We start from the raw sequence: 21,216 nt of genomic DNA, 5'->3' as shown, positions 1-21,216 counted from the left end.
TCCACATTGGCTCAAAGTGAGCGACATCTACCTGATGAGGTTGTATCTCTCTTCTCTGAAACGATAGATGGTCTTGGTGTTATGGTAGTTCCGGAAACAACTTGGAGACGATGATTGTTGTTATCGAAGATGCTTTGGGTAAGAGGTAAGACTTTGTGGGTTTTTGTATGACCAATTTTGCCGTAGTTTCGCTCCATAGTTCCCCGCTGGATCAGCCTGGTAGTGGTGATGGCGGGGGAATGAATGTCTATGTTTTTCAATTAGCGTCGGCCCTTGCGAGACTCGGCAATGACGTTAACATCTATACGCGAGCGACCTCGCAAGACGATCCAGCTCGCATTGAAATCGAACCTGGACTAAGGGTCCACAATGTCCCAGCAGGCCCTTTGGCGGCTCTTGATAAAGACGAGCTGCTGGAATATGTCGATGAGTTCACCGAAAATGTGATCGCAAGAATTCAGATAGACCGTTCACTTAAGCCTGATGTCGTGCACTCAAATTATTGGATCTCAGGGTTGGTCGGCCACAAACTGAAGCACTTCTATCAAGTCCCGATGATTACGACTTTTCACACAATTGAAGCCATAAAAGCGATTGGTCGTACTGTTCCAGACGATCGAGTCAGTGAATCCTTTCGGATGGATGCCGAGGATCAGATTGCCGGTTGTTCAGACTTCGTGCTCGCTTCCTGTGACCAAGAGGCGCTCGATATTCAGAGGTATTTGGGTTTAGCTTCGGAGCGAATTGCTGTTGTGCCATTGGGCGTTGAACATGCCTATTTTGCGCCGGGAGATATGGCTATGGCTAGATCTGCAATGGAGCTACCTCAGAACGATCCAATAAGCCTCTATGTGGGCCGAATTCAGCCTCTCAAGGGTCTTGCAACTGCCTTCGAAGCCTTTTCTTGCACCCTTGGTGACTTTCCCAATAGCCGCTTTGTGGTAGTTGGAGGACCTTCGGGCCATCTAGGCGAGGTTGAACTTGACTATTGTTTCGATATGGCTAGATCCAAGGGATTTGAGGACAAGATTATCTGGCGACAGCCAGAGCCTCACATCCGCCTAGCAAGCTACTATCGGGCCGCAAACCTGGTGGTAGTCCCATCGCGTACCGAGTCATTTGGATTAGTAGCCCTAGAAGCAATGGCATCTGGAACCCCCGTTGTAGCCTCAAGCGTGGGCGGATTGAAGTCCCTAATATCGCATGGCCGAACAGGCCTATTGGCTCCTGTGCGAAATGGCGGTGTGTTTGCTAATTTGATGTTGGAGCTTTTGTCTACTCGTGAGCGGTCTTCGATGATAGCCAGAAATGCTCTTATGCAAGCACGGACATACTCTTGGAAGGAAGCGGCTGAGCGAGCGCTTTCGGTAGTGGAATCTTTGGATGTTCGACAATTGATCGAGTGTGGATAAGTGCCCGAGTTGGTCTCTCTAGCCAAGCAGAAAGAACTCTTCATGGAGATCAATGGGTATCTTTTGGACTTTTCTAGGTCTGACATAGTATTGAACGTTGATAGCGATGAGACTATATTTCGCCATTACTTGCGTTGTCGCGGTCAAGAGCGTGAAGTTATTACTATATGGATTACCCAAAGGGGTCGTACAGTAATGTTTGAGACTTACTTTATGCCATATCCCGAGGAGAATGTTGCGCAGTGTTTTGAGTATCTGCTTGCCTCGAATTCACGAATTCACCCGATGTCATTTTCAATAGGGATAGAGGATGCGATCTTTATCACGGGAACTTGCCCCACTTCAAACTTCACGAGGAACCAGCTAGAGGAATATGCCGGCGCTCAACTTCAATATAGCGACGAGATCTTTCCAATTGCGATGTCTATCGGTTATGAAAGCAAATATCGCCGTTCTAGAGCTTTCTGATCTTTGAAGTTCGACCTCCGATGACTCATGGGTGATCATCTGCTTCAATAGTAAATCCACCTAAGTTTCTTCCAGGGTTTGTTTTTTAAATGATTGGTGAGCGTAGCTAAGGACTACCTTTTCATATGGTCGTGCTGCGGATAGCAAGGCTGGTTGATTATCAGTTTGACTATTTGCCCCGATGACGATCTTACCTTTTGAAAATTTGCTATAGCGTGTCTTGTTATGGCGAGATTGACAATTGTTGGTGTAGGTAAAATGGGTCGGGCAATTCTAGATGCTGTTGTCGCGGTGGGGATTACGGGGCTAGATGAGATCGTAATTTTCGATGCCAACCCAGCCCTTTTGGACGATGCGGTTCTGGCTCATCCAACTATAACTGTGGGTCACAAAATTGAGGCATCAGATATTTACATTATCGCAACCAAACCGCCTGTAGTTCGGGAAGTTGCAGGTGAGATCGGCTTGATCGGTAAGGGCTTGGTGATTTCAATAGCCGCTGGCCTTAGCATATCCTATTTGGAGGAGTCACTTGGGACCCAGATGTCCATCGTTCGCTGCATGCCTAACACCCCTGGTCAGATCGCGATGGGGATTACCGCTCTCTGTGCTAATTCAAATACAACTGCTGGCGAGTTGACTTGGGCGTCGTCGTTGCTTTTGGCTCTTGGTGAGGTGGTTGTGGTTCCTGAGAGTCAAATTGACGCCGTTACTGCGATTTCAGGCTCTGGTCCTGCCTATCTATTTTTATTTGCCGAGGCGATGATTGACGCAGGCGTAGCGCTGGGTTTGAGCGCAGATCTTTCCGCGCGTTTGGCGGTTTCGACGCTTTTGGGTTCGTCTGAGCTTTTGGCACGATCAAACTATGATACCAGAGGACTACGCCTTGCGGTTTCTTCTCCCGGAGGGACCACTATTGCAGCTACAAATGAGATGGAAGATTCTGGTTTACGCAGAGCAATTCATCGTGGAATTGCCGCAGCTCATAAAAGAGCAAGGGAAATGCAAGGCTGAGTTTTCTTTATCACTGCTCTGAATTGGTGCCCGCTCAGGATACCTTAGCGGGCACCTTGGCGGTCGTCGCAGCGATAAAGCCAAAGTAAATTATGGTAATCCCAATTACCAATGTTATTGAGAATGCCGTCATGGCATTTGCCAATGAATTTAGGAGTCCGCTAGCGCCCGTTACTGCCGTTCCGATTGCTATGAGGGCGTTGGATACCTTGAATCGAAGAGTGTTGGTTCGAAAAAAAGATGCAATTGCGCCCACAAAGACTACCGTTGCCCCAACTCCGGATCCGACTCCCGCAAAGAGTCTTGGTAGGACGCTAAAGACCTTTGAACCTTGTGCCAAATGATGCAAGGGGAGTGGGGCTAAAAATGGAGCCGAAATCATCATTCCGGTTACAAGGAATGCCAATAAGACCAAGACCTTGGCAACTTTGTTGCCAATCTTTTCTCCGAATTGGAGATAGACCGTTCCTAGTGCCAAAAATGGCACGTTCAAGATCGCACCAAAGAGATAGAAGACTTTGAATAGAAGGTGGTTCCAGCTACCAGCTGCGCCTAGAGCTAGCGCGAAGGCTGCAATCGCAAACATCGAAAGCGATGATGCCCATGCCAATTCATGAATTTTTTTCTTATTCAGCCACCGTTCATAGGTCGATAGTGCAAATATGACTCCGACTAGTGTGGCTACGATTGCCGAGATTAGCTCTACCATTTTATCTAAGGATAGATGAGATATGGACAAATGTGTTAGCCTTGGCGCTTATCCTATGGTAAAAGTGAGAGTAGCTCCCGAACAAAGGCACTATTGCGCCGACCAATTGGTTGAAAGTGACCGACGTCGAGGCGGAGCGGTGACTAAACGATGATGGTCGACTTAGATCTGTCCAGCTTGAATGTGGCAGTGATCGGCGCTGGAGCGGTTGCAGCTCGAAAGATCGCAAGGTTCGACGCCCTTCCAAGGCGCCTTTTTATCGTATCTCCTGAGATATCGAGGGAACTTTTATTCCAGGTTGGACGCCTCTTGGAAGATTACGATCCAGAAGTTATCAAAGGGGTCGATGCTATTGGGTGCGCCGATCAGATTCTCCTTTTGATCCAAGGCAACCTTGAGGATAATTCCAAGGACATTGAATTGAGATTTGGGCCTATCGAGATTCGCTTAGGCGAATATAATGAAGGCGACCTTGATGGCATTGACTATGTGGTCGTATGTACGGATAAGCATGAGCTGAATGACTCTATTACCAAAGCCGCACTAAGTGGTAAAGTTTTAGTGAACAATACTAGCGACTTTAGATCTAGTACGGTGAGAAATGTTGCGGTAAGGGCGTTGGAGAACTTTTCTGTGGGGGTAAGTTCCCATCGTCCGGTACCGGCGGTAAGCGATTGGGTTTGCGACGGACTTGTTCGGAGCATGGATCCATCGCTTGATAAGTTTATAGAAGCCTGTGCGAGTATTCGTGAGACTTTGAAGATGGAAAAGGTGAGCCTGTCAAGGGGGGCGTGGTCGAGGGTTCTTGAATCGGGAGCTTTTGATTTTATGAAGATGGGCGAAACAGATTTGGCGATTAGTGAGATTTATAAATGCCTCTCGTAGCAGTGGGAATTTCCCAAAATGAATTAGGTAGCAGAGATTTCAGTGATTTCTCGATAGACGACCAGCGTTGCATGGATTTGTTGGTCGACTTGACCGCTTCTAGCCTTGTTGAAGAGGCAGTCGTTGTAAATACCTGTGCCCGAACTGAGGTTTATGCAGTTGTCTCTTCATTCCATGCTGGGGTTGACACTGTAATTGAGCACCTAAGTCTGTGGCTTTCGGCGAATAGGTCAGAGATCGCTGAGGTCGCTCATGTATATTACGATAATGGTGCTTCGCGTCATTTGTTTAGACTTACATCTGGCATTGAATCGACAATTATTGGTGAGTCAGAGATAATTGGGCAAGTTAAGCGTGCTTATTCAAGGGCTCATGATGTGGGCACCACTAAGAGTTTCTTGGAGCGCCTCTTCCAACGGTCACTTGAGGTAGGTAAGAAGGTTCGTAGCGAGACCGCGATCTCGCAGGGAACAGTCTCCTCTGCTTATGCTGCCACGGAAATGTTGGCTCGAATAAAGCCTGGTGTGGAGCGAGCGCTCGTAGTGGGTGCTGGAGAGATCGGCTCGAAGATAACTCAAGCCTTGGTCGATAATGGAGTTAGTGTTCACGTTGCGAATCGAACAGCCGAGCGTGGTGAGAAGTTGGCTGAGTCCTTTGGCGCATCGTCTATTCCTTTAGACTTTGCCCTTTCAAACCTAGTCGACTACGACGCTGCCTTTTTCGCGACTGGTACCTCGACTTATTTAGTTGAAAAGGGTGCGCTTGCTAAGGCGATCTTATCGAAGGTGGATGTCGATTCTCAACTGGTGCTTTTTGATCTCGGCATGCCTAGAAACCTTGACCCCCAACTGGGTTTAATCTCCAGTGTTGAGCTGGTTGATCTCGAGCGTATCTACGACTACTTAAACGATGAGATGAAAAAACGAAGGTCTCAGATATCTCTCGTTGAAGAGATTATCGATTTGGAGTTGGCAGACTTTTCTTCCCGAGCCACCCAGGCCGCCACCCTTGGGCCGACGATTGCTTCACTCTATGCCTTTGGAGAAAGTGTCAAATCTGGAGAGCTAGAGCGGTTTAGGAGTAGGCTGTCGAACTTGGACCCCGAAGAAGCAAAGGCAGTAGAGGCGTTAGTATCTGGCATTGTTGGAAAGATCTTGCACGCTCCCGTGAGCAAATTAAAACAGACGAACCTAGAACGCGCCGAGCGATTAGCGGATTCTCTGCACTACCTCTTTGGACTTTAGTTTTAGGTATGGGCGAAAAATCATGACGAAGATCGTTCGGATAGCCACACGCCATTCGGAGCTTGCCCTCTATCAAGCACGAGAGGTAGCCTCTCGGCTGAAATGTGACTTTGAAATTGTTGAGATTACGTCAAGTGGTGATCGTGACCTAATAAGCTCGCTGTCGCAGATTGGCGGAACGGGAATCTTTGTCAAAGAGGTTCAAAATGCTCTGCTTGAAGGGCGGGCAGACATAGCTGTTCATTCAGCTAAAGACCTTCCTGGGGTTCTTCCTGAGGCGACGACCATTGCGGGATATCTTCCCCGAGGTGACATCCGTGATGCAATATTTGGATCTCGAATAAGTGATCTTCGTGAAGGCGCCATTGTGGCCACTGGGTCGGCCCGGCGAAGGGCGCTACTTTTATCTAAGCGCCCCGACGTTAAAGTGGTTGACTTGAGGGGGAATATCCGAAGTCGTCTCTCGAAGGTTGGTGAGGTTGACGCGATCTTGGTGGCAAATGCAGCCTTGGTGCGTCTTGGCATTGATTTGGAGCTTGGAGAGATCTTCGAGCCCGAAGAGTTTTGCCCACAGATTGGACAAGGAGCAATTGCTATTGAAGCTCGGCTCGACGATCTGTCGACCCTAGAGCTTGTTCGGGAGGTCTCTGATTCTGATACGTTTTTGCAGTTGACCGCCGAACGGAGTCTCTTGGCCACATTGGGGGCGGGTTGCACATTGGCGGTTGGAGCCTATTCATCGCTGATCGGGCCTCGAGTTTCCCTCTTTGGGATGATTAGCTCCAGCGATGGAGATGAATTTGTCACAGTCAAAATGGAGAGCGAGGACCCGGGCCTACTAGGCCAGAGGGCGGGTGCATTTCTTCTTGAGAATGGTGGCTCACGCCTTTTGTCTAATGGCTAATTTTTTCATTTGGTCTGCTTTTGATTAGAGCCGATGTTGGGCCATAATTTATTTTCTTGCGAGGTCGCCTCGACCCGTTGATTGGTGACTCATCTCAGGCGAAGTGGCCTTTGTCTGCTGTAATCTTTGCCCCCGGAACATTTTTGTCACTTGACCGAGGTGCCCGGTACCTCATTGAAACCGCAATAGGATTGTTCTGATTCGACTAAGTTAGGTTTGTGTGAGTAGTTCTTATCAGAGGTTTTCAAGCGGCGTAGTTTATCTAGTTGGTGCTGGACCTGGGGATCCCGGATTGCTAACTCTGCGAGGTCGCGATCTTTTGTCAAGTGCAGATTGCGTTATATATGACTACCTTGCCGATTTGTCACTACTCAAATATGTCCCGAGTGACGCTGAAATAATCGACGTAGGTAAGCGTCCTGATCGACCAATGCCCCAGGATGAGATCAATGAAATTATTCTTGCCTGCGCCAAACGACATGAGAGGGTGGTGCGTCTAAAAGGTGGAGATCCTATGCTCTTTGGCCGCGGTGGCGAGGAGGCCATGGCTCTTGTTGAACATAAGATTCGATTTGAAGTTGTGCCCGGAGTCTCGTCTGCAATTGCTGTACCTGCTTATGCCGGAATTCCGGTTACCCATAGGGGCGTTTCAAATACCTTGACGATAGTCACCGGCCACCGACAAGGAGGTGGTGAGGGCGAGATGGACTTTGAAGCCTTAGTTCGATTAGGTGGAACGATAGTTGTACTCATGGGTGTGGCACACCGAAAGGCGATAGCTCAAGGATTGATTGATGCTGGGATGGCATCCAACACACCGGCGGCAAGTATTCAATGGGGAACAAAAGCTGCACAAAAGAGCTGGCGTGGTACGGTTGGCGAGCTTGGGGAAGCTCCGATATCTTCTCCTTCGACCATTGTTATAGGTGCCGTGGCATCCTTCAATCTAGTTTTTTTCGAGTCGCGGCCACTTTTTGGAAAGAAGATTGTGATCACGAGGGCACCCCGTCAAACGGGCCTCCTCGAAGGCCAATTGAGATTACTAGGCGCCGAGGTAGTGGTTGCACCGTCGATCGACATTGCTCCACCTCTCGATAACTATGACTCTCTCGATCGGGAGATCTCACGGATTGAAACCTATGAATACTTGATCTTTACCTCCGTTAATGCAGTGGAGGCGTTTTTTAGTCGAATCGATGATATTAGGAGACTCGCGAGACTCAAACTCGTGGCAATTGGTACTTCAACTCAAAAGGCGATAGAGAGTTTTCAACTCCGTGTGGATTTGGTGCCAAGAGAGGCTCACCAAGAGGCTTTACTGAAAGAGTTTCCGATTGATAAGGGTCGAGTCCTCTATCCGAGAGCCGAGATAGTTCGGGACCTCCTGATCGGTGGACTGATCGAACTGGGTCACGAAGTTGTCGATCCAATAGCCTACCGTAATGTCGACTATGACCCTAGTGAGATCGAAATCGATGCAATTTTAGGTTGTGACGGTATATGTTTTACGTCATCTTCGTCGGTAGTAAACTTCCTAAAGATCTACTCTAAGGATAGACTGCCGCGTTCCGTATTTTCAATAGGGCCGATCACCACTAAGACTGCGCGTGACTGTGGAATTGAGGTATCTGCTACAGCTGATCTTCACAATCTCGATGGTTTGGTTGAAACCCTTGTTGCTTTTTTTGCTGATGACTTTCCATCTGTGGACAGAATTGGATAGATCTATACAAATTCATAATAAGCGCCATCACTAGGGGTGTCTTTTTAGATTTTTCTGAATGTCTTTTGCACGAGGGCTGTCAGCTGATAATCATTTTATTTCGGTAACGGATAGGTTGTTACGTCGGATTTCGATTTGCTTGATGGCCTTTGGCGATTTGGCCCTAAATTTTAACTATGGCAAATATCGCGCGGCGCCCAAGGCGTCTTCGTTCTACCGCAGCACTTCGTGATCTAGTTTCGGAGGTGCAAATAAGTAACAACGATCTTATTGCACCACTTTTCATAAAAGAGGCACTTGATGAGCCAGTTCCGATCTCATCTTTACCTGGGATCTATCAACATAGCGTTACCTCGGCGATCGAAGAGGCGCGTCGTTTGAATGACTTAGGGGTAAAGGGCTTCATGCTCTTTGGAGTCCCGAGTCAAAAGGATCCCCTTGGAACCCAAGGATATGACGATAATGGGATAACTCAACTCTCGATCGGGGCCTTCAAAGAGGCTTTTGGTGACCAGGCAGTCGTAATGGCGGATCTTTGTCTTGATGAGTTTACGGATCATGGTCATTGTGGAGTCCTGGACCAACGCGGTTGCGTGGACAACGACAAGACTCTTGAACTCTATGGCGAAATGGCGTTGGCTCAAGCCCGAAGTGGCGTTGACTTTGTAGCGCCCTCCGGAATGATGGATGGACAAGTTGCATTTATTCGACAAACCTTAGACCAAGCCGGATTCGTGGGTGTGGGTATCTTGGCGTATTCGGCCAAGTACGCCTCAGCATTCTACGGGCCGTTCCGCGATGCGGTTGATGTGACGATTGCCAATGGTGGTGACAGGAAGGGTTATCAACAGGACTTTAGAAATCGTCGTGAGGCAATATTGGAGATAGAACTCGACATCTCTGAAGGTGCTGACATGGTTATGGTGAAGCCCGCTTCGAGCTATCTCGACATAATCTCTACCATTCGACCAATGGTCAACCTGCCAATCGCCGCTTACCAGGTATCGGGTGAATATGCAATGGTAAAAGCCGCTGATGCGGCAGGATATATTGACGGTACTGCAGTGGCTCTTGAGCAGTTACACGCCATCAAGCGTGCTGGGGCGGACTTTATATTGACTTACTTTTCGCACGAACTTGCTGAGATTCTTAGATAATAATCCCACTGGCATCTCCAATGGTTTGTAGATTTCTACACATTGGAGCAAATTTCAAGGTTCATTTATTTGGGTGGTTGCAGATCCTATTCAACGCCTCAACGTGAATGGCGTTAGAAGCCTAAAAACTCAGTCGACGTCTTAGATAACGGCCGAATCTTATCTTATGGACCATCAAGTGGGTGACATAACAGAGATTCGAACAGTTAGATAGTCGATCGTCATAATGTGTTTTATGCTGGCATAGCTTGGGTCAGACTTGTCGTCTCGAGCTGTAGTTTAAAATGGGGCATAAGCTAAAGCGTTTAGCAGCTTAGTCAAATGAAGCTAGGTAGATCCCACCCCAGCTCGGCATGACGGATCAGATTTTATAACGAACCTATTTTTCGGTAGAGCATTTTACTAGGAATGTACCACTGGTTCTTCAAATGGATTTACAAACCCTAACTCTAAAAGCTTGCCTTCTCCCCACTTTTGAACAAAGTGTTCTTGGTCTTTTTTGACTATCTTGCGGATCCAGGAGGCAATGATTGGATCTTTGGTTCCAACGGTTTCGGAGAGGCCATGGGAGATTTTGCTTTCATGAACGCAAGTCGGTGACCTTCCAAATTCGCGCATTCTTACATAAAGATCCGTATCTTGAAACCAAATTGTAAAAGATTCGTCAAAGAACTCGTCCTTACCTGCGGAAAGCAATTCGATTGATGAGGCTTTGAATACAAAGCACCAAGCGGAAAAGTCATATCGAGTCATCTCTAAGGTGTAGGGAAATACTACAAGTTCTCCTGAGTCAAGTGATTCTTGCAAAGGGTCCCACCATCCTGGGAGTAACTGAACGTCATCATTTACGATCGCGATATATTCAGTTTGAGCAGAGCGTACTCCAGTGTTGACTGGAGTCGTGTATCCCTGGGGCGCACCTCCGTTGTCGACGATAACTGTTTGAAACGGTACCTCTGTGGTTTGATATATAGATTTGACCAATCGTAGGAAACGCGCCGAGGTGACATCCAATGTTGGGACGATTATTGTGAGAATCGGTTTTATACCAGGTCCAGGGTTTGCTGGGATTTTGGCCTTGGTAGGATTCGCATGTCTTGTCCCCATCTTGGTCTTTTTTGCAGTTTCGTTTAAGTCGATGGGATAGTTGGCAGCTCGTTTCGTGAATGTTTTGAGTTCGGATATTTCATTGAGACCAAAGTGATTGATCTGAGAGAGTTCTTCGATAATCAGTTGTGTCTCGATTACCTCAATACCCTCGAATTCGATTGCGATCTCTATCGACTGGTCGGCAGAACTAATATTGCTTTGTTCCGTTTTTGCATTAGCATCTAGAAAGCGAGTCAATTGATCGATTATGCCGAATTTACTTAGGTTCAATGCAATTGTTTTGGCCATTGGATGGAATTCGGTAGATTCCTGGGGCCATTGGGACTTTTGATTTGGGTCGGCCAGAGAAAATATTGGAAAAGGGTATTCTCGAAATTTAGCGATCGCATCTACAGAGAGTTCAGCGCGCTCGCCGTAGGGCAAAAAGGCGATGGCGCCTATATATGGCTTCGCGTTTCCATTTCCGAGATCAACTGGATATAGGCGTTAACATCTACATCAGAATCAGCAAAGACCAAAAGCAAAAACCAAAAGCAAAAAACTCATGCCTTCAATATCGGAATAACCAGGATAGTTCTGAAGCCCTGACGCCATATGCAAGAATCTAAAGACATACCCGATGATGCTTTTGGGATCTAAATCAGCCAGAGATAGCTTTTGTGGCAAGGTGTATGGATTCTTAAATTGAGCTTGAGTTTGGTCAACTTTGTTTCGATATAGAGTTGGAGACTTTTAACTTAAGTCCTAGCCCGACTCGGTCGTTGAGACTAAGAGCGCGCGATCTTGAAACGAACTAGGGAAGACGATTAGAGTGACCACAACTGAATCTCGAAGTACCTTATCTGAGGATGCGCCCGCATCGAAAGGACTTCAAGCGCCATCTTTTAATACTCGAACGCGGCGTCCGCGAAGCGATAAGGCAGTAGCTGCATTGAAAGTTCGTCGAAGTATTTCAAGTGATGACCGTGCCTCATCAATTGTAAAACCCGAGGTCCCTGAAGAGTCCTCTGTTGAAGTGGAGGTCGATTTTGATTTCCAAAAGCTATCGTTCGGGGGTGATCTTCTGGGACGAGGTTCTAATGAATCTAGTGATGAACGACAAGTTGGAAAAGAAGGTTTCTCTTTTGGATCGGATCGATTTCGTGTTAATCGATCGATGGTAGATGATTCTGGGTCCCACCTGAGGAATGGCTCGATCTCGGGGGATCGAGTGGTTACAAATAAAGTTGCTATCTCTGACGATGCGCGAAAGGTCAAAGCATCACTGAATCGAATTGCCGTCACAGGGTCAAATCTAGGGGTACGTATTGCCGAGATGGCTGGTGTCTTGGAGGTGGTTTCGAGCTCAATTGATGATCAATTGGCCGAGGTTGCATCACTTGGTGATTTGGCAGAGGGACTCTCTGTGCGAAATAGCGGTGTCGCGCATTCGGCCGATTTGGCTCGGGGGCTAACTCAAAACTTGAATAGCCGAATCTCAGTTACTAAGAGCCAAGTCGATGACGCTGTTGGCGAAATTAAGCAGCTTATCAAGTGGGTGAATGCCACATCTGAGGAATTGGTTCGGCTTAGTGATGTCGCTGGAGGTATAGGAGAATTTACTACTGCAATATCGAGGATTGCCCAACAGACCCATATCTTGGCCCTAAATGCAAGAATTGAAGCTATGCGTTCTGGAAGCGCGGGCGCAAGTTTTGCCGTGATAGCTAATTCGATTAGACAACTTGCTGATCAGACAATTAAAGCTGCCGCTGAGAGCGCAAATACTGCAAATCTTTTGCGTGAACGAATTGATATTCTTTCAAAGGATTCAGGCACTGCTAAAGATAGGGCGAAACGTGCTGAATGGGCAACTACCTCGATGGCTGATGCGATATCGGAGATAGAGAGTTCGTTGGAAGACGCAGATTTGACAGTATCTGAAATAGCCGTATCTGCATCAGAGTCAGCGACAGAGATGCGGGAGTTCGCAGATGGCATTGGTCGCCTATCAAAGGAAGTCGCAGATTCTAATAAAGAGCTCTTCGAAGGTCGAGAGCTCGTAGCATCAGCTCAAGCAGCCTCGAATTTTTTGGTAAATCAGACTGTGAATTCGGGAGTCAAGACCGTTGACTACTTTTTTGCTCATCTCTCGTTTGATATAGCACGAGAGATAGCTGGTCTATTCGAGAGATCTATTCGGGAAGGTCGAATCTCGGCATCGAGCCTCTTTGATGATAATTATCTTCCAATCGATGGTACTTTACCTACCCAGTACACAACAAAGTACGTTAACTTTACCGACCAGGTTCTACCAGCAATTCAAGAGCGGGTTCTGGCTATGGATAAGCGAATTATCTTTTGTGCTGCAATGGATCGAAATGAATACATAGGGACTCACAACCATATCTATTCCAAACCACAGGGAGATGATGTGGTTTGGAACGCAGCGAACTCTAGAAACAGGCGAATCTTTTTAGATGATGTTGCTAAAGCAGCGGCTGCTAATGAAGACGAACATCTGATTCAGCTCTATCGTCTAGATATGGGCACCGGACAATTTGTGATCAGCAAGGACGCTTCCTCGCCTATTTATGTCGGAGGACGTCATTGGGGAGCCCTTCGGATAGCCTATCGTGCCTAACGATCCTCTCTGGGGTTGCTTGAGTTTTTGTAATTGAGGCGCCCAAGGTAGCACTATGGATGTTGGGTCCAACGCAGCATCTCGTGATAGTGCCCACTGGGGCTTTTAAATAGGTCTCATGAGCTTTGGGGGATTTCAGCTAGGATCTCTGTTATCCACTTTTAGCCGATCTGTCGCCATTAAGTGGGTTATAAAAACTATTTGTGGCCCTTTTGGCCCGACCTCCGAGGAAAATTGCACGTGAATAGCCCTGAATCAAAAGTCACCAATGCTTCACTGTTCGATCGAGCATGTGAGCTAATACCCGGCGGTGTAAATTCGCCCGTCAGAGCCTTTCGTTCGGTAGGCGGAGGAACGCCATATTTTGTTGAATCGGGCAAGGGTGCGTTTGTCGTTGACGTCGAAGGCAGAAAGTATCTTGATTACGTACAATCCTACGGAGCGTCGATTCATGGCCATGCCCACGACGACGTTGTGGAAGCCATCATCTCGGCGGCCAGGAAAGGGTCTACCTTTGGAGCACCAACGCCTAACGAGGTTGTACTTGCCCAATTGCTAATAGATCGGGTGCCCGGTTGTGAGATGATTCGCCTTTGTTCTAGCGGCACCGAGGCTACGATGTCTGCCCTCAGAGTCGCAAGAGGTTTTACGGGGCGAAATAAGATAGTGAAATTCGATGGGTGTTATCACGGCCATTCCGATGGTTTGTTGGCTGGAGCAGGTAGCGGTTTGGCCTCTCTTTCGCTTCCAGATAGTGCGGGTGTCTCACCTAGTTCTATTGCTGACACAATGGTCTTTGAATATAACACTGTTCCCACCTTGGACGAGTCGGTCGCGGCTGTCATTGTGGAGCCCGTTGCGGCCAATATGAACCTTGTGCTCCCGGTTGCTGGTTTTCTAGAAGGACTGCGCGCCGAATGTGATCGTGTTGGAGCATTACTGATTTTCGATGAGGTAATTACTGGATTTAGAGTGGGCTTTGGCGGCGCGTCTAAGCATTTTGGTGTTACCCCGGATCTTTGGTGCTTTGGTAAAGTCATCGGAGGGGGATTGCCGATTGGCGCTTTTGGTGGTCGAGGCGAAGTAATGTCTAAGTTGGCGCCAATTGGTCCGGTCTATCAGGCCGGCACCTTGTCGGGCAATCCGGTTGCCACCGCCGCAGGCATTGCTGCTTTGAGCCTCTTGGACGAATCAAGTTATCTTATGCTAGCGGGCCGTTCTAAGGCTCTTGGTGAAGGGCTATCTAAGGTTTTTTCCGATGTCGGCGTAAACGTTGTGGTTTCGGTATTTGAGTCTTTGCTCGGATTATTCTTTTTAGATACTGCTCCAAGGAACTATTCAGAGTCCAAGGTGAGCGGAGACAGCGGTCTCTACAGTATCTTTTTTCGAGAAATGCTTCGCCGTGGTGTCGCCTTTGCTCCTGGCGCCTATGAGGTTATCTTTCCTTCTTTGGCACATAGTTGGGACGACATCGAATGGACGGTTGACATTGCGAGTGCTGCGGCTGGAGAAGTGGCAAAGCATATAGAGAAAAGATCGAAATCTTAGCCCATCTTTCCAAAAATCAAACCATTCTCCCAGCTAGTTGAGTATGTGGTCTTACGTTGGGACACTACAAATGCGTCGCAATGGTCTTTATCCGTTTAAGGGGATCACTAACTCCTAAGAGACGGTAGATCTCTTTGTGAACCGGCTCAGAAACACCACTAGTGCGGATGTGATAGACGACGCCTTTATCTGATGTAAGAACTATGGTGGCTCGGCGGTGACTGTTGAGTTGCTCTTTGATGGTTGACCATCTTCTCTTATCGTTATTTTGCCTCAAGGTCAGCTCAATAGCACTAAGGAGGTGATAGGCAAGTACTGAGATGAAGAGGTGAGCAGCAGTTCGGCTAGCTAGTTGATGATAGACCGGTCGAAGTCCAAGATCACTCTTGAGGGATCTAAAGGCATCTTCTACTTTAGTGAGAGTCGTATAGATATTCCAGATCTCACCTGCATCTAGCTCGCTATGGCTGGTGTCTATGACGTAGGCTCCTTGGAGATTATCATCTTTGGCTTTTGTGGGTTTTTCTGTAATAGTGAGATTGATTACTTTGTCAAAGCGTCTCTTTTTGATGATCTTGCCATGGTCTTGATGATATTCAAGGGATATCTCGTATTTGGAAGCAATACTTGGGTACTTGGCCTTGATGCGTCCGATACGCTCTGAGACAACTGTGGTCTTAGATATAGAACCCTTTGTGATTGAGGTATTCAACGAAGTGATATCTACTAAGAATCTCTCGTTAGCTTGACTAGAGATCGCTGATTCCTTCTTGGATCTCCCCAAAGAACGACACAACACCACGGTTGTGGTGTTGTTGTTGGTGGAAGAGGTGGAGATGGAGATGGAGGAGGAGATGGAGGAGGAGATGGAGGAGGAGATGGAGGTGGCGTTAGTATCAGTGTCGGTGCTGTCGCTGATATTGTTGCCGGTATTCTTGCCGGTGGCACCATTACGGATATAGTCGTCAGTGTCGGTGCTACTGTCGCTCTTGATGATTTTGGTGTCGTTGCTGCTGTCGCTGTTGCTGATACTGTTGCTAGTGTTGCCGGAGGTGGTGTAACTGTTATTGTCGTCAGTGCCGGTGTCTTCTTCTAGCGTTTGCACTTGTCCTTGCACTTGCACTTGCGTTCTCACTCGCCCTTGTGGCTTTTGTGGTTCCACTTGGAGCTTTTTCACCATCACAGGGGATCCTTGGGCATCGTAGATCTCGGTGAAGCCTTCCATCTCCATGAAATGGCTTCGATAGAGGCTCTTTTTGTTAGCTCTCTCAATTACTACGTAGTTGAGATTGCGCTTAATGAGAAGTTCTAGGTTTGCCTTGGTAGCAATTCCCCTATCCATCACAATGGTAGGAACAACATCCCCAAAGAGAGATCCATCCGATAGAGACTCCAAGGCATCAAGTACGCTAATGAGAGTTCTAGGCTCAGAGGTATTGCCCTCATGTATCTCTGAGTAGATGGGTAGTCCCCGGTGATCAACAAGTAGTGCCAGAGAAACTAATGTGCAATCAAAACGCTTCTCTTTGGAATGTCCATGTTTAGCTAGGGAGTTCCCCTTAGTAGAACCTTCGAAGTAGGTGTTGGTTAGATCAAAGAGAAAGAGCCTGGTATTCGTCCTAAAGAGATCAGAGCTAGCTCTATAGAGTGCTGGCTCTATGACGCCTTTAGCGTCATAGAGCTTATCTGCAATTGCATAGACCTTATCCTTGTGAAACTTAGAGAGATCGATACCACATATCTCAGGTAATGAAGAGTTGGAGTTGATATAAGAATAGGTCTTTCGATCAGATCCAGGATGAATAAGACGAGCTATTATCGTTGCCTTGGCAATACCAAGGGATTCACCCGATAGACCTGCACTCTCTAGGATCTTATCGAAGCTAAGAGCTTCATAGAACGAGTTTCCTATGAGTTCTGGACCGATACTTCTACTATTGATAGTCTTAGCACTAGAGAGATCCACCATCTCAAGGTCAGCCTCAGTAGCTCTTGTTTCTTTAGCGGCTGCAACTTCGGAACGAATTGCATACTTAGTGATTGCCAGATCTGCGTATCTGGCAATAATAGGATCTGATTCAAAGAGTGAGGTTACTCCAGAGAGTCCCAGGTAATAGCATTGGCAATTGCATTGGCCAGAGCTGGCCACAATGACTTATCCAGGTCCAGTTCGGTCAAGGTCATTACTATACGTTGACGGGGACCTTTTTCACAGCGGTAGGACTCAACGAGTTGGTACTTACTGTAGCTAACGCCGGTCTTTTTATTAACTGTTGGAGTTTCACGGATAAACACAACAAGACAATAGCACCATGTCAGAGCTAATGCAAGTCATAATCAACACTACTCAAAAATTAGGACACTACATTCGCGACCCAAAAAGACCTAATACCCATCTACCAGGGCATCTATAAATCGCCCAAGTCGAAAATCGCCCAAAATCCCCTCAAAAGGGACCAATTAGGGCGATTTTTCGGGAAATCTGCGAAAGATGGGTTAGAGTCAATCGCACTTTGTAACTATGAGTAGCCTAGAAAAGATGCGATTACCTAGAAAGAGCGACAAGTCATAAAAGCGATAGACCCCAAGGAACCCAAGATAGTGGACGATTATCGAAGTGTCTCATTCGATAATCGTCCGAGGCCTAGGCGTTAGTTATCTGTTTTTACGGAAGGTCGCTTTGGTATCTGAATTAATTTCATGAATTTGGCGCGGTTTTTGGATACTGGCCTCCAGATGAGATCTTTGGTCTTGACTGCGCCAAGGCCAAGCTGATAGAGCGCCTCCGGAGTTCCGATGTGGTTTGGTCGCATAAGGTTTGCCATAATTCGTACGATAGGGGTCATGACGCTCTTAGAGTTCATTCCAAGACCAACGCTAGCTCGCATAATGGTTGGGTGTCCTATTAGGCCTACGAAAGCTCTGGCGACCCTGTAGTAATTCCCATATATTGATTCAAGGCTACGTTCGTAACGCGATAAAATGGAAGGATCATCTAAAGATAATGCATCAAATATCACTCCGGCCGCCAGACGTCCAGTCTCATAGCCGTATGCTATTCCTTCACCATTCATGGGGTTAATTGTTCCGCTTGCATCTCCTATTAAGATGAAGTTTGAGCCAACTCGTGGACTAACCGATAGCCCCATCGGAAGTTTTCCGCCCGTGCCGACATAGATCGGATCATCAAGGGAAAGGCCCCATCTTTTGGGTGCGTTTTCGACGAAGGCTTCCATAACTTTGGTGGTGTTGACATCTTTCCACTTGCCTAAAGTGGAAAGGAGGCCGATTCCTACATTTACTCTTCCATCTCCAAGTGGGAAGATCCATCCGTATCCGGGGAGTATCTCCCCTTCTTTTGTTCTTATGTCGAGGTGGGATTCGATGAATGGATCACCCGAGAGTGGCGATGAGAAGTATCCCCGTAACGCTAAGCCCATAGGGAGCGATCTATCTCTTTTTGCCCCGAGTAACCTCCCTATTCGTGAGTTGGATCCATCTCCAACAAGTAGATATTTAGGGTGAAATGAAACTGTAGTGGATGAGGCTTTGTCGTATGCCTCGACAGCTGTTACCTTACCATTTGGATCTCTTTCAATCGATACGGCTTCATGACCTTGGAGAATTGTTGCTCCAGCATTTTCCGCATTCTTCGCAACTGCTTCGTCCAGTCGAAAGCGAGTCACAACATATCCATATGATGGAAGGTCTGGATGATCTGGCCATGAGAGTTCCATCTCTTTTTTTAGCGCTACAGCTCGCAGACCGTCATAGCGATGGGTGGTTTCAAGAAAGTCCCCCATTCCCATTGCTTCGAGCTGAAAGACAGAACGTGGAGTAAGGCCGTCTCCGCAAGTCTTTTCTCTTGGAAACGTCTTCTTCTCTAGGACTACTACAGAGACCCCGTATTTAGAGAGCCAATAAGCAGCACTTGCCCCGCTAGGGCCTGCTCCAATTATCAAAACATCACATTGGTTGTTCAACTCAGTCATCGCCTATAGCCTAGGGCTCTATTGAAGTTAACTCAAAGGTGCAGTAAAGAGCAGTCGTAAACTTTTGATATTCACATGCTTGCTCGCATGGTCTACCGATGACCATCGGTTTATAGACCGCGCGCGAAGACAACCATAGCTGATCGTTAGTTGTCCCCTTGGCGTGCCTTAGTTTTGTTTGCTCGAAGTGGTCAGGGATTTTGGATTAACTTTGTAGATTTCGTGTGTTAATTCTTGGTCAGAGGTGTTTGTGGACGGTTGATATTCGCCGTTTTATCTTCTACTACAATGACTAGATCTTGGAATAAACCAGTGCTAGATCTGCCGGCATAAGATTACTTGGTGAATTATTCAACGCATTTCGTTATGGTTTCTGGCTTGTGACATCGGGTATTTAAGATATTTATTCCCCACAAATTAATGAAGTGATAAAGCGTTATTTGAACCTTTTCATAAATTCCTCTAATAAAGGCGCAGACTATAAAGAATTATGAAGGTGTGGAGATCGAGAGCTCTGCTCGTTCTTTTAAAAGCAAAAATTGGATTGTCGTATGAAATATTTCAAGGGAACACATCTCTTTTCCTTGCTCTAAAAAATATTTCGACCATGGGCAACTATTTAGATTTCAAAGATTTATTTGTATCCGTCGCGCTCGGCCTAGGATGAACGTGTGATTAGATTTGTACAATCCTGGTGGTCAATCAAGGACTTTATAGCCCAATTTGGATAGCCTAATTTTGATAGCCCAATTTGGCACAGATCGCCATCAAGTTCGAAGCTCTACTAATTGGCGGCATAAAATTGTTGATTGGCTACCTGCCATTTAGGTACCGAATGATATTATGGGTGGGATTTTTGTGATCTCAAGGAAATCTCGTTTTTTTGATCGAGGATTTCAGATCCCACTAACGCTCGCAGTGCGTCTGTGTATTGATTTGCTGAGTAACCTATCTGGTTTTGGGTCCTGGCAATTGCCCCATTATCACCAGAGAAGTAGATTAATAATTATCCTCTTCAGGTTAATTTATGCAGATTAATAATTAACTCACATCAGTAGGTTTGTCGGAACAGGTTGCTGTATATCGATCTGAAGACTCGTTTTCTTAAAAGGTTGATAAATATTGCTATTGCTTCAGCGAGATAATGTGATAAATCGCGGGTGCTAACTTAATTATCACTTCAATGATCAATCGCAAATTAGATTAATGGCATTGCGGGCATCAGGAATGGATCCCGGTAGAAGCCTGGATGTCAACTCAGGAATTTTGGCCCTATCAATCCTTTGGTATTTTATACAATTTCATATGCGAAACCTTGATTAAATGGGCTTTCGAATGACTTAGATTTAATCGGTTGTTTTCGAGCTGTAATGTATTTTTGGAAGTCTTTCTGGCTTCAAGAGCACCGAATGGATGCATCGCCTAAATTGCATCGTTCTTACTTTGGTTTTTGAGTTCTCTTCCTTTTGGAATCGACCCAGGAATCGACCCAGGAATCGGCGAGTTAACTTTTAGGTGATTTTGGTCACATTTATTCGTCGGTCATGTTTCAGGTTGATTAATTTTGATCGAACAATGCGATTGTGAACAGGGCAGACGATGCTGTCTTTGGTCGTCAAAGAGGCGAAGACGGTACCTATGACTCTTTGGTCGAGGGCTTAAATTCAGAGACTGTTTTGTGTGACGTTCGAGCCAAGTTGCCTGATGGGATTCAGCTTACGAAGTTGAATAGTGTAAATTGATGTGTGATGCTGATGCATTGTTGTCATTATATAAAAGGCGAAAGTCCTTATGAACAAAGTATGTTGTGACCCGTTTGGGATTCTTACTAACCTAGGTGCTAGACATTAACGGGACGCGGAGTCGATTGATTTTTGCGTGTCAGATGTTGCCTTAGTTTTCCGTAAGAGTGAACGCTTTGTTCCAAGGTCGGACTAGTAGGCTAAATTCTGATTTTGTTAAGAGGTGATGTTTTAGCTATGGCACCTTATTTGCCAATAGTTATCATGCTGGGGTTGGGAATGCTTTTCGCTGCAGGGTCTTTCATAGGCTCTGGTTTGTTGGCTCCAAAGAAGCCAACAAATGCGAAATCTGCTCCTTATGAGTGTGGAATCGTACCACAGAGAGAACCCGTAGCACGTTTTCCAGTTCGGTTTTACCTCATAGCTATGATATTTATTATCTTTGATATAGAGATAATTTTCTTATACCCGTTTGCGGTTGTCTTCCATCAGTTGGGCTCGTTTGGCCTCTCAGAGATGGTTGTCTTCGCGGTAGTGGTCTTTGTTTCTTTCGTCTATTTGATTTCAAATGGAGCGCTTGACTGGGGTCCAGTAAAGCGTTATGGAATTCAAGAACCTTATCCGCAGCGTACGACAACATCGACGATTCGTCGAGTTGCATCTGGCGAAGAAGCCGCTTGATAAC

At 46.7% G+C, this 21,216-nt stretch carries 17 protein-coding genes; 12 read left to right on the top strand and 5 right to left on the bottom strand.

Features of this window, described 5'->3' with window-relative positions; genetic code table 11:
• The first annotated feature begins 167 nt into the window (after positions 1–167).
• The 3 genes from ACIDITHRIX25_RS97190 (at position 168) to proC (ending at position 2,894) form a co-directional block, all read left to right on the top strand.
• Positions 168–1,412 carry a glycosyltransferase gene (locus tag ACIDITHRIX25_RS97190; protein ID WP_201733354.1) on the top strand — a complete coding sequence of 415 codons (1,245 nt, stop codon included), beginning with the start codon at positions 168–170 and terminating at the stop codon, positions 1,410–1,412.
• On the top strand, positions 1,413–1,880 hold the full coding sequence (locus ACIDITHRIX25_RS97185) for a type III secretion system chaperone family protein (protein ID WP_201733353.1): 468 nt from the start codon (positions 1,413–1,415) through the stop codon (positions 1,878–1,880).
• Positions 1,881–2,105: 225 nt separating this feature from the next.
• Positions 2,106–2,894: a pyrroline-5-carboxylate reductase gene (gene proC, locus ACIDITHRIX25_RS97180; protein ID WP_052606630.1), complete on the top strand. Its 789-nt coding sequence runs from the start codon at positions 2,106–2,108 to the stop codon at positions 2,892–2,894.
• A 34-nt stretch (positions 2,895–2,928) separates the two neighbouring features.
• On the opposite strand, the gene ACIDITHRIX25_RS97175 is transcribed toward proC, so the two are convergent.
• The gene (locus tag ACIDITHRIX25_RS97175; RefSeq protein WP_052606631.1) at positions 2,929–3,633 is read right to left on the bottom strand and encodes a hypothetical protein; all 705 of its coding nucleotides are present in this window, start codon (positions 3,631–3,633) and stop codon (positions 2,929–2,931) included.
• Positions 3,634–3,753: 120 nt separating this feature from the next.
• Here ACIDITHRIX25_RS97175 and ACIDITHRIX25_RS97170 point away from each other — a divergent pair, with 120 nt between their 5' ends.
• The 5 genes from ACIDITHRIX25_RS97170 to hemB all read left to right on the top strand — a co-directional run bounded on the left by ACIDITHRIX25_RS97170 (position 3,754) and on the right by hemB (position 9,516).
• Entirely contained in the window at positions 3,754–4,488 is a 735-nt protein-coding gene (locus tag ACIDITHRIX25_RS97170; RefSeq protein ID WP_201733351.1) for an NAD(P)-dependent oxidoreductase, read from the top strand.
• Positions 4,476–5,732 (top strand): glutamyl-tRNA reductase, encoded by a 1,257-nt coding sequence (gene hemA, locus ACIDITHRIX25_RS97165; protein WP_052606633.1) that lies wholly within the window; start codon positions 4,476–4,478, stop codon positions 5,730–5,732. The genes ACIDITHRIX25_RS97170 and hemA overlap by 13 nt, the downstream gene beginning before the upstream one ends.
• A gap of 22 nt (positions 5,733–5,754) precedes the next feature.
• Positions 5,755–6,636, top strand: a complete 882-nt coding sequence (gene hemC, locus ACIDITHRIX25_RS97160) for a hydroxymethylbilane synthase (RefSeq protein WP_201733350.1) — start codon at positions 5,755–5,757, stop codon at positions 6,634–6,636.
• Positions 6,637–6,856: 220 nt separating this feature from the next.
• Positions 6,857–8,359 carry a uroporphyrinogen-III C-methyltransferase gene (gene cobA / locus ACIDITHRIX25_RS97155; protein ID WP_201733349.1) on the top strand — a complete coding sequence of 501 codons (1,503 nt, stop codon included), beginning with the start codon at positions 6,857–6,859 and terminating at the stop codon, positions 8,357–8,359.
• A 176-nt stretch (positions 8,360–8,535) separates the two neighbouring features.
• A complete protein-coding gene (gene hemB / locus ACIDITHRIX25_RS97150; protein WP_201733348.1) occupies positions 8,536–9,516 on the top strand; it encodes a porphobilinogen synthase in 981 nt (326 codons plus the stop codon).
• Between the two features lie 402 nt (positions 9,517–9,918).
• Here the strand turns inward: hemB and ACIDITHRIX25_RS97145 are convergent, their stop codons facing one another.
• Entirely contained in the window at positions 9,919–11,049 is a 1,131-nt protein-coding gene (locus tag ACIDITHRIX25_RS97145) for a glycosyltransferase family 2 protein (protein ID WP_201733347.1), read from the bottom strand.
• Positions 11,050–11,437: 388 nt separating this feature from the next.
• Here ACIDITHRIX25_RS97145 and ACIDITHRIX25_RS97140 point away from each other — a divergent pair, with 388 nt between their 5' ends.
• Both ACIDITHRIX25_RS97140 and hemL read left to right on the top strand, forming a co-directional pair.
• On the top strand, positions 11,438–13,249 hold the full coding sequence (locus tag ACIDITHRIX25_RS97140) for a methyl-accepting chemotaxis protein (RefSeq protein WP_201733346.1): 1,812 nt from the start codon (positions 11,438–11,440) through the stop codon (positions 13,247–13,249).
• Between the two features lie 240 nt (positions 13,250–13,489).
• The gene (gene hemL, locus ACIDITHRIX25_RS97135) at positions 13,490–14,797 is read left to right on the top strand and encodes a glutamate-1-semialdehyde 2,1-aminomutase (protein WP_052606639.1); all 1,308 of its coding nucleotides are present in this window, start codon (positions 13,490–13,492) and stop codon (positions 14,795–14,797) included.
• A gap of 64 nt (positions 14,798–14,861) precedes the next feature.
• Here the strand turns inward: hemL and ACIDITHRIX25_RS97130 are convergent, their stop codons facing one another.
• The 3 genes from ACIDITHRIX25_RS97130 to ACIDITHRIX25_RS97120 form a co-directional block, all read right to left on the bottom strand.
• Complete coding sequence (locus ACIDITHRIX25_RS97130; RefSeq protein ID WP_201733345.1) at positions 14,862–16,946, bottom strand: IS1634 family transposase; 2,085 nt, start codon at positions 16,944–16,946, stop codon at positions 14,862–14,864.
• Positions 16,889–17,092, bottom strand: a complete 204-nt coding sequence (locus ACIDITHRIX25_RS97125) for an IS1634 family transposase N-terminal domain-related protein (protein ID WP_201732276.1) — start codon at positions 17,090–17,092, stop codon at positions 16,889–16,891. Before ACIDITHRIX25_RS97125 ends, ACIDITHRIX25_RS97130 begins: the two co-directional genes overlap by 58 nt.
• Before the next feature lie 356 nt (positions 17,093–17,448).
• Positions 17,449–18,789: a geranylgeranyl reductase family protein gene (locus ACIDITHRIX25_RS97120; RefSeq protein ID WP_201733344.1), complete on the bottom strand. Its 1,341-nt coding sequence runs from the start codon at positions 18,787–18,789 to the stop codon at positions 17,449–17,451.
• Positions 18,790–20,372: 1,583 nt separating this feature from the next.
• Between ACIDITHRIX25_RS97120 and ACIDITHRIX25_RS97115 the strand changes: the two genes are divergently transcribed.
• Both ACIDITHRIX25_RS97115 and ACIDITHRIX25_RS97110 read left to right on the top strand, forming a co-directional pair.
• The gene (locus ACIDITHRIX25_RS97115) at positions 20,373–20,531 is read left to right on the top strand and encodes a hypothetical protein (protein ID WP_160291699.1); all 159 of its coding nucleotides are present in this window, start codon (positions 20,373–20,375) and stop codon (positions 20,529–20,531) included.
• Positions 20,532–20,768: 237 nt separating this feature from the next.
• Complete coding sequence (locus ACIDITHRIX25_RS97110; protein ID WP_052604357.1) at positions 20,769–21,212, top strand: NADH-quinone oxidoreductase subunit A; 444 nt, start codon at positions 20,769–20,771, stop codon at positions 21,210–21,212.
• The last annotated feature ends 4 nt before the right edge of the window (positions 21,213–21,216 follow it).

Source organism: Acidithrix sp. C25, assembly GCF_904848545.2.
This window is presented reverse-complemented; position numbering and strand designations above follow the sequence as displayed.

Coding starts and splice junctions, on each gene's coding strand:
- ACIDITHRIX25_RS97190 (WP_201733354.1), top strand. CDS start 168: ATGACCAATTTTGCCGTAGTTTCGCTCCATAGTTCCCCGCTGGATCAG.
- proC (WP_052606630.1), top strand. CDS start 2,106: ATGGCGAGATTGACAATTGTTGGTGTAGGTAAAATGGGTCGGGCAATT.
- ACIDITHRIX25_RS97170 (WP_201733351.1), top strand. CDS start 3,754: ATGATGGTCGACTTAGATCTGTCCAGCTTGAATGTGGCAGTGATCGGC.
- hemA (WP_052606633.1), top strand. CDS start 4,476: ATGCCTCTCGTAGCAGTGGGAATTTCCCAAAATGAATTAGGTAGCAGA.
- hemC (WP_201733350.1), top strand. CDS start 5,755: ATGACGAAGATCGTTCGGATAGCCACACGCCATTCGGAGCTTGCCCTC.
- hemB (WP_201733348.1), top strand. CDS start 8,536: ATGGCAAATATCGCGCGGCGCCCAAGGCGTCTTCGTTCTACCGCAGCA.
- ACIDITHRIX25_RS97120 (WP_201733344.1), bottom strand. CDS start 18,789: ATGACTGAGTTGAACAACCAATGTGATGTTTTGATAATTGGAGCAGGC.
- ACIDITHRIX25_RS97110 (WP_052604357.1), top strand. CDS start 20,769: ATGGCACCTTATTTGCCAATAGTTATCATGCTGGGGTTGGGAATGCTT.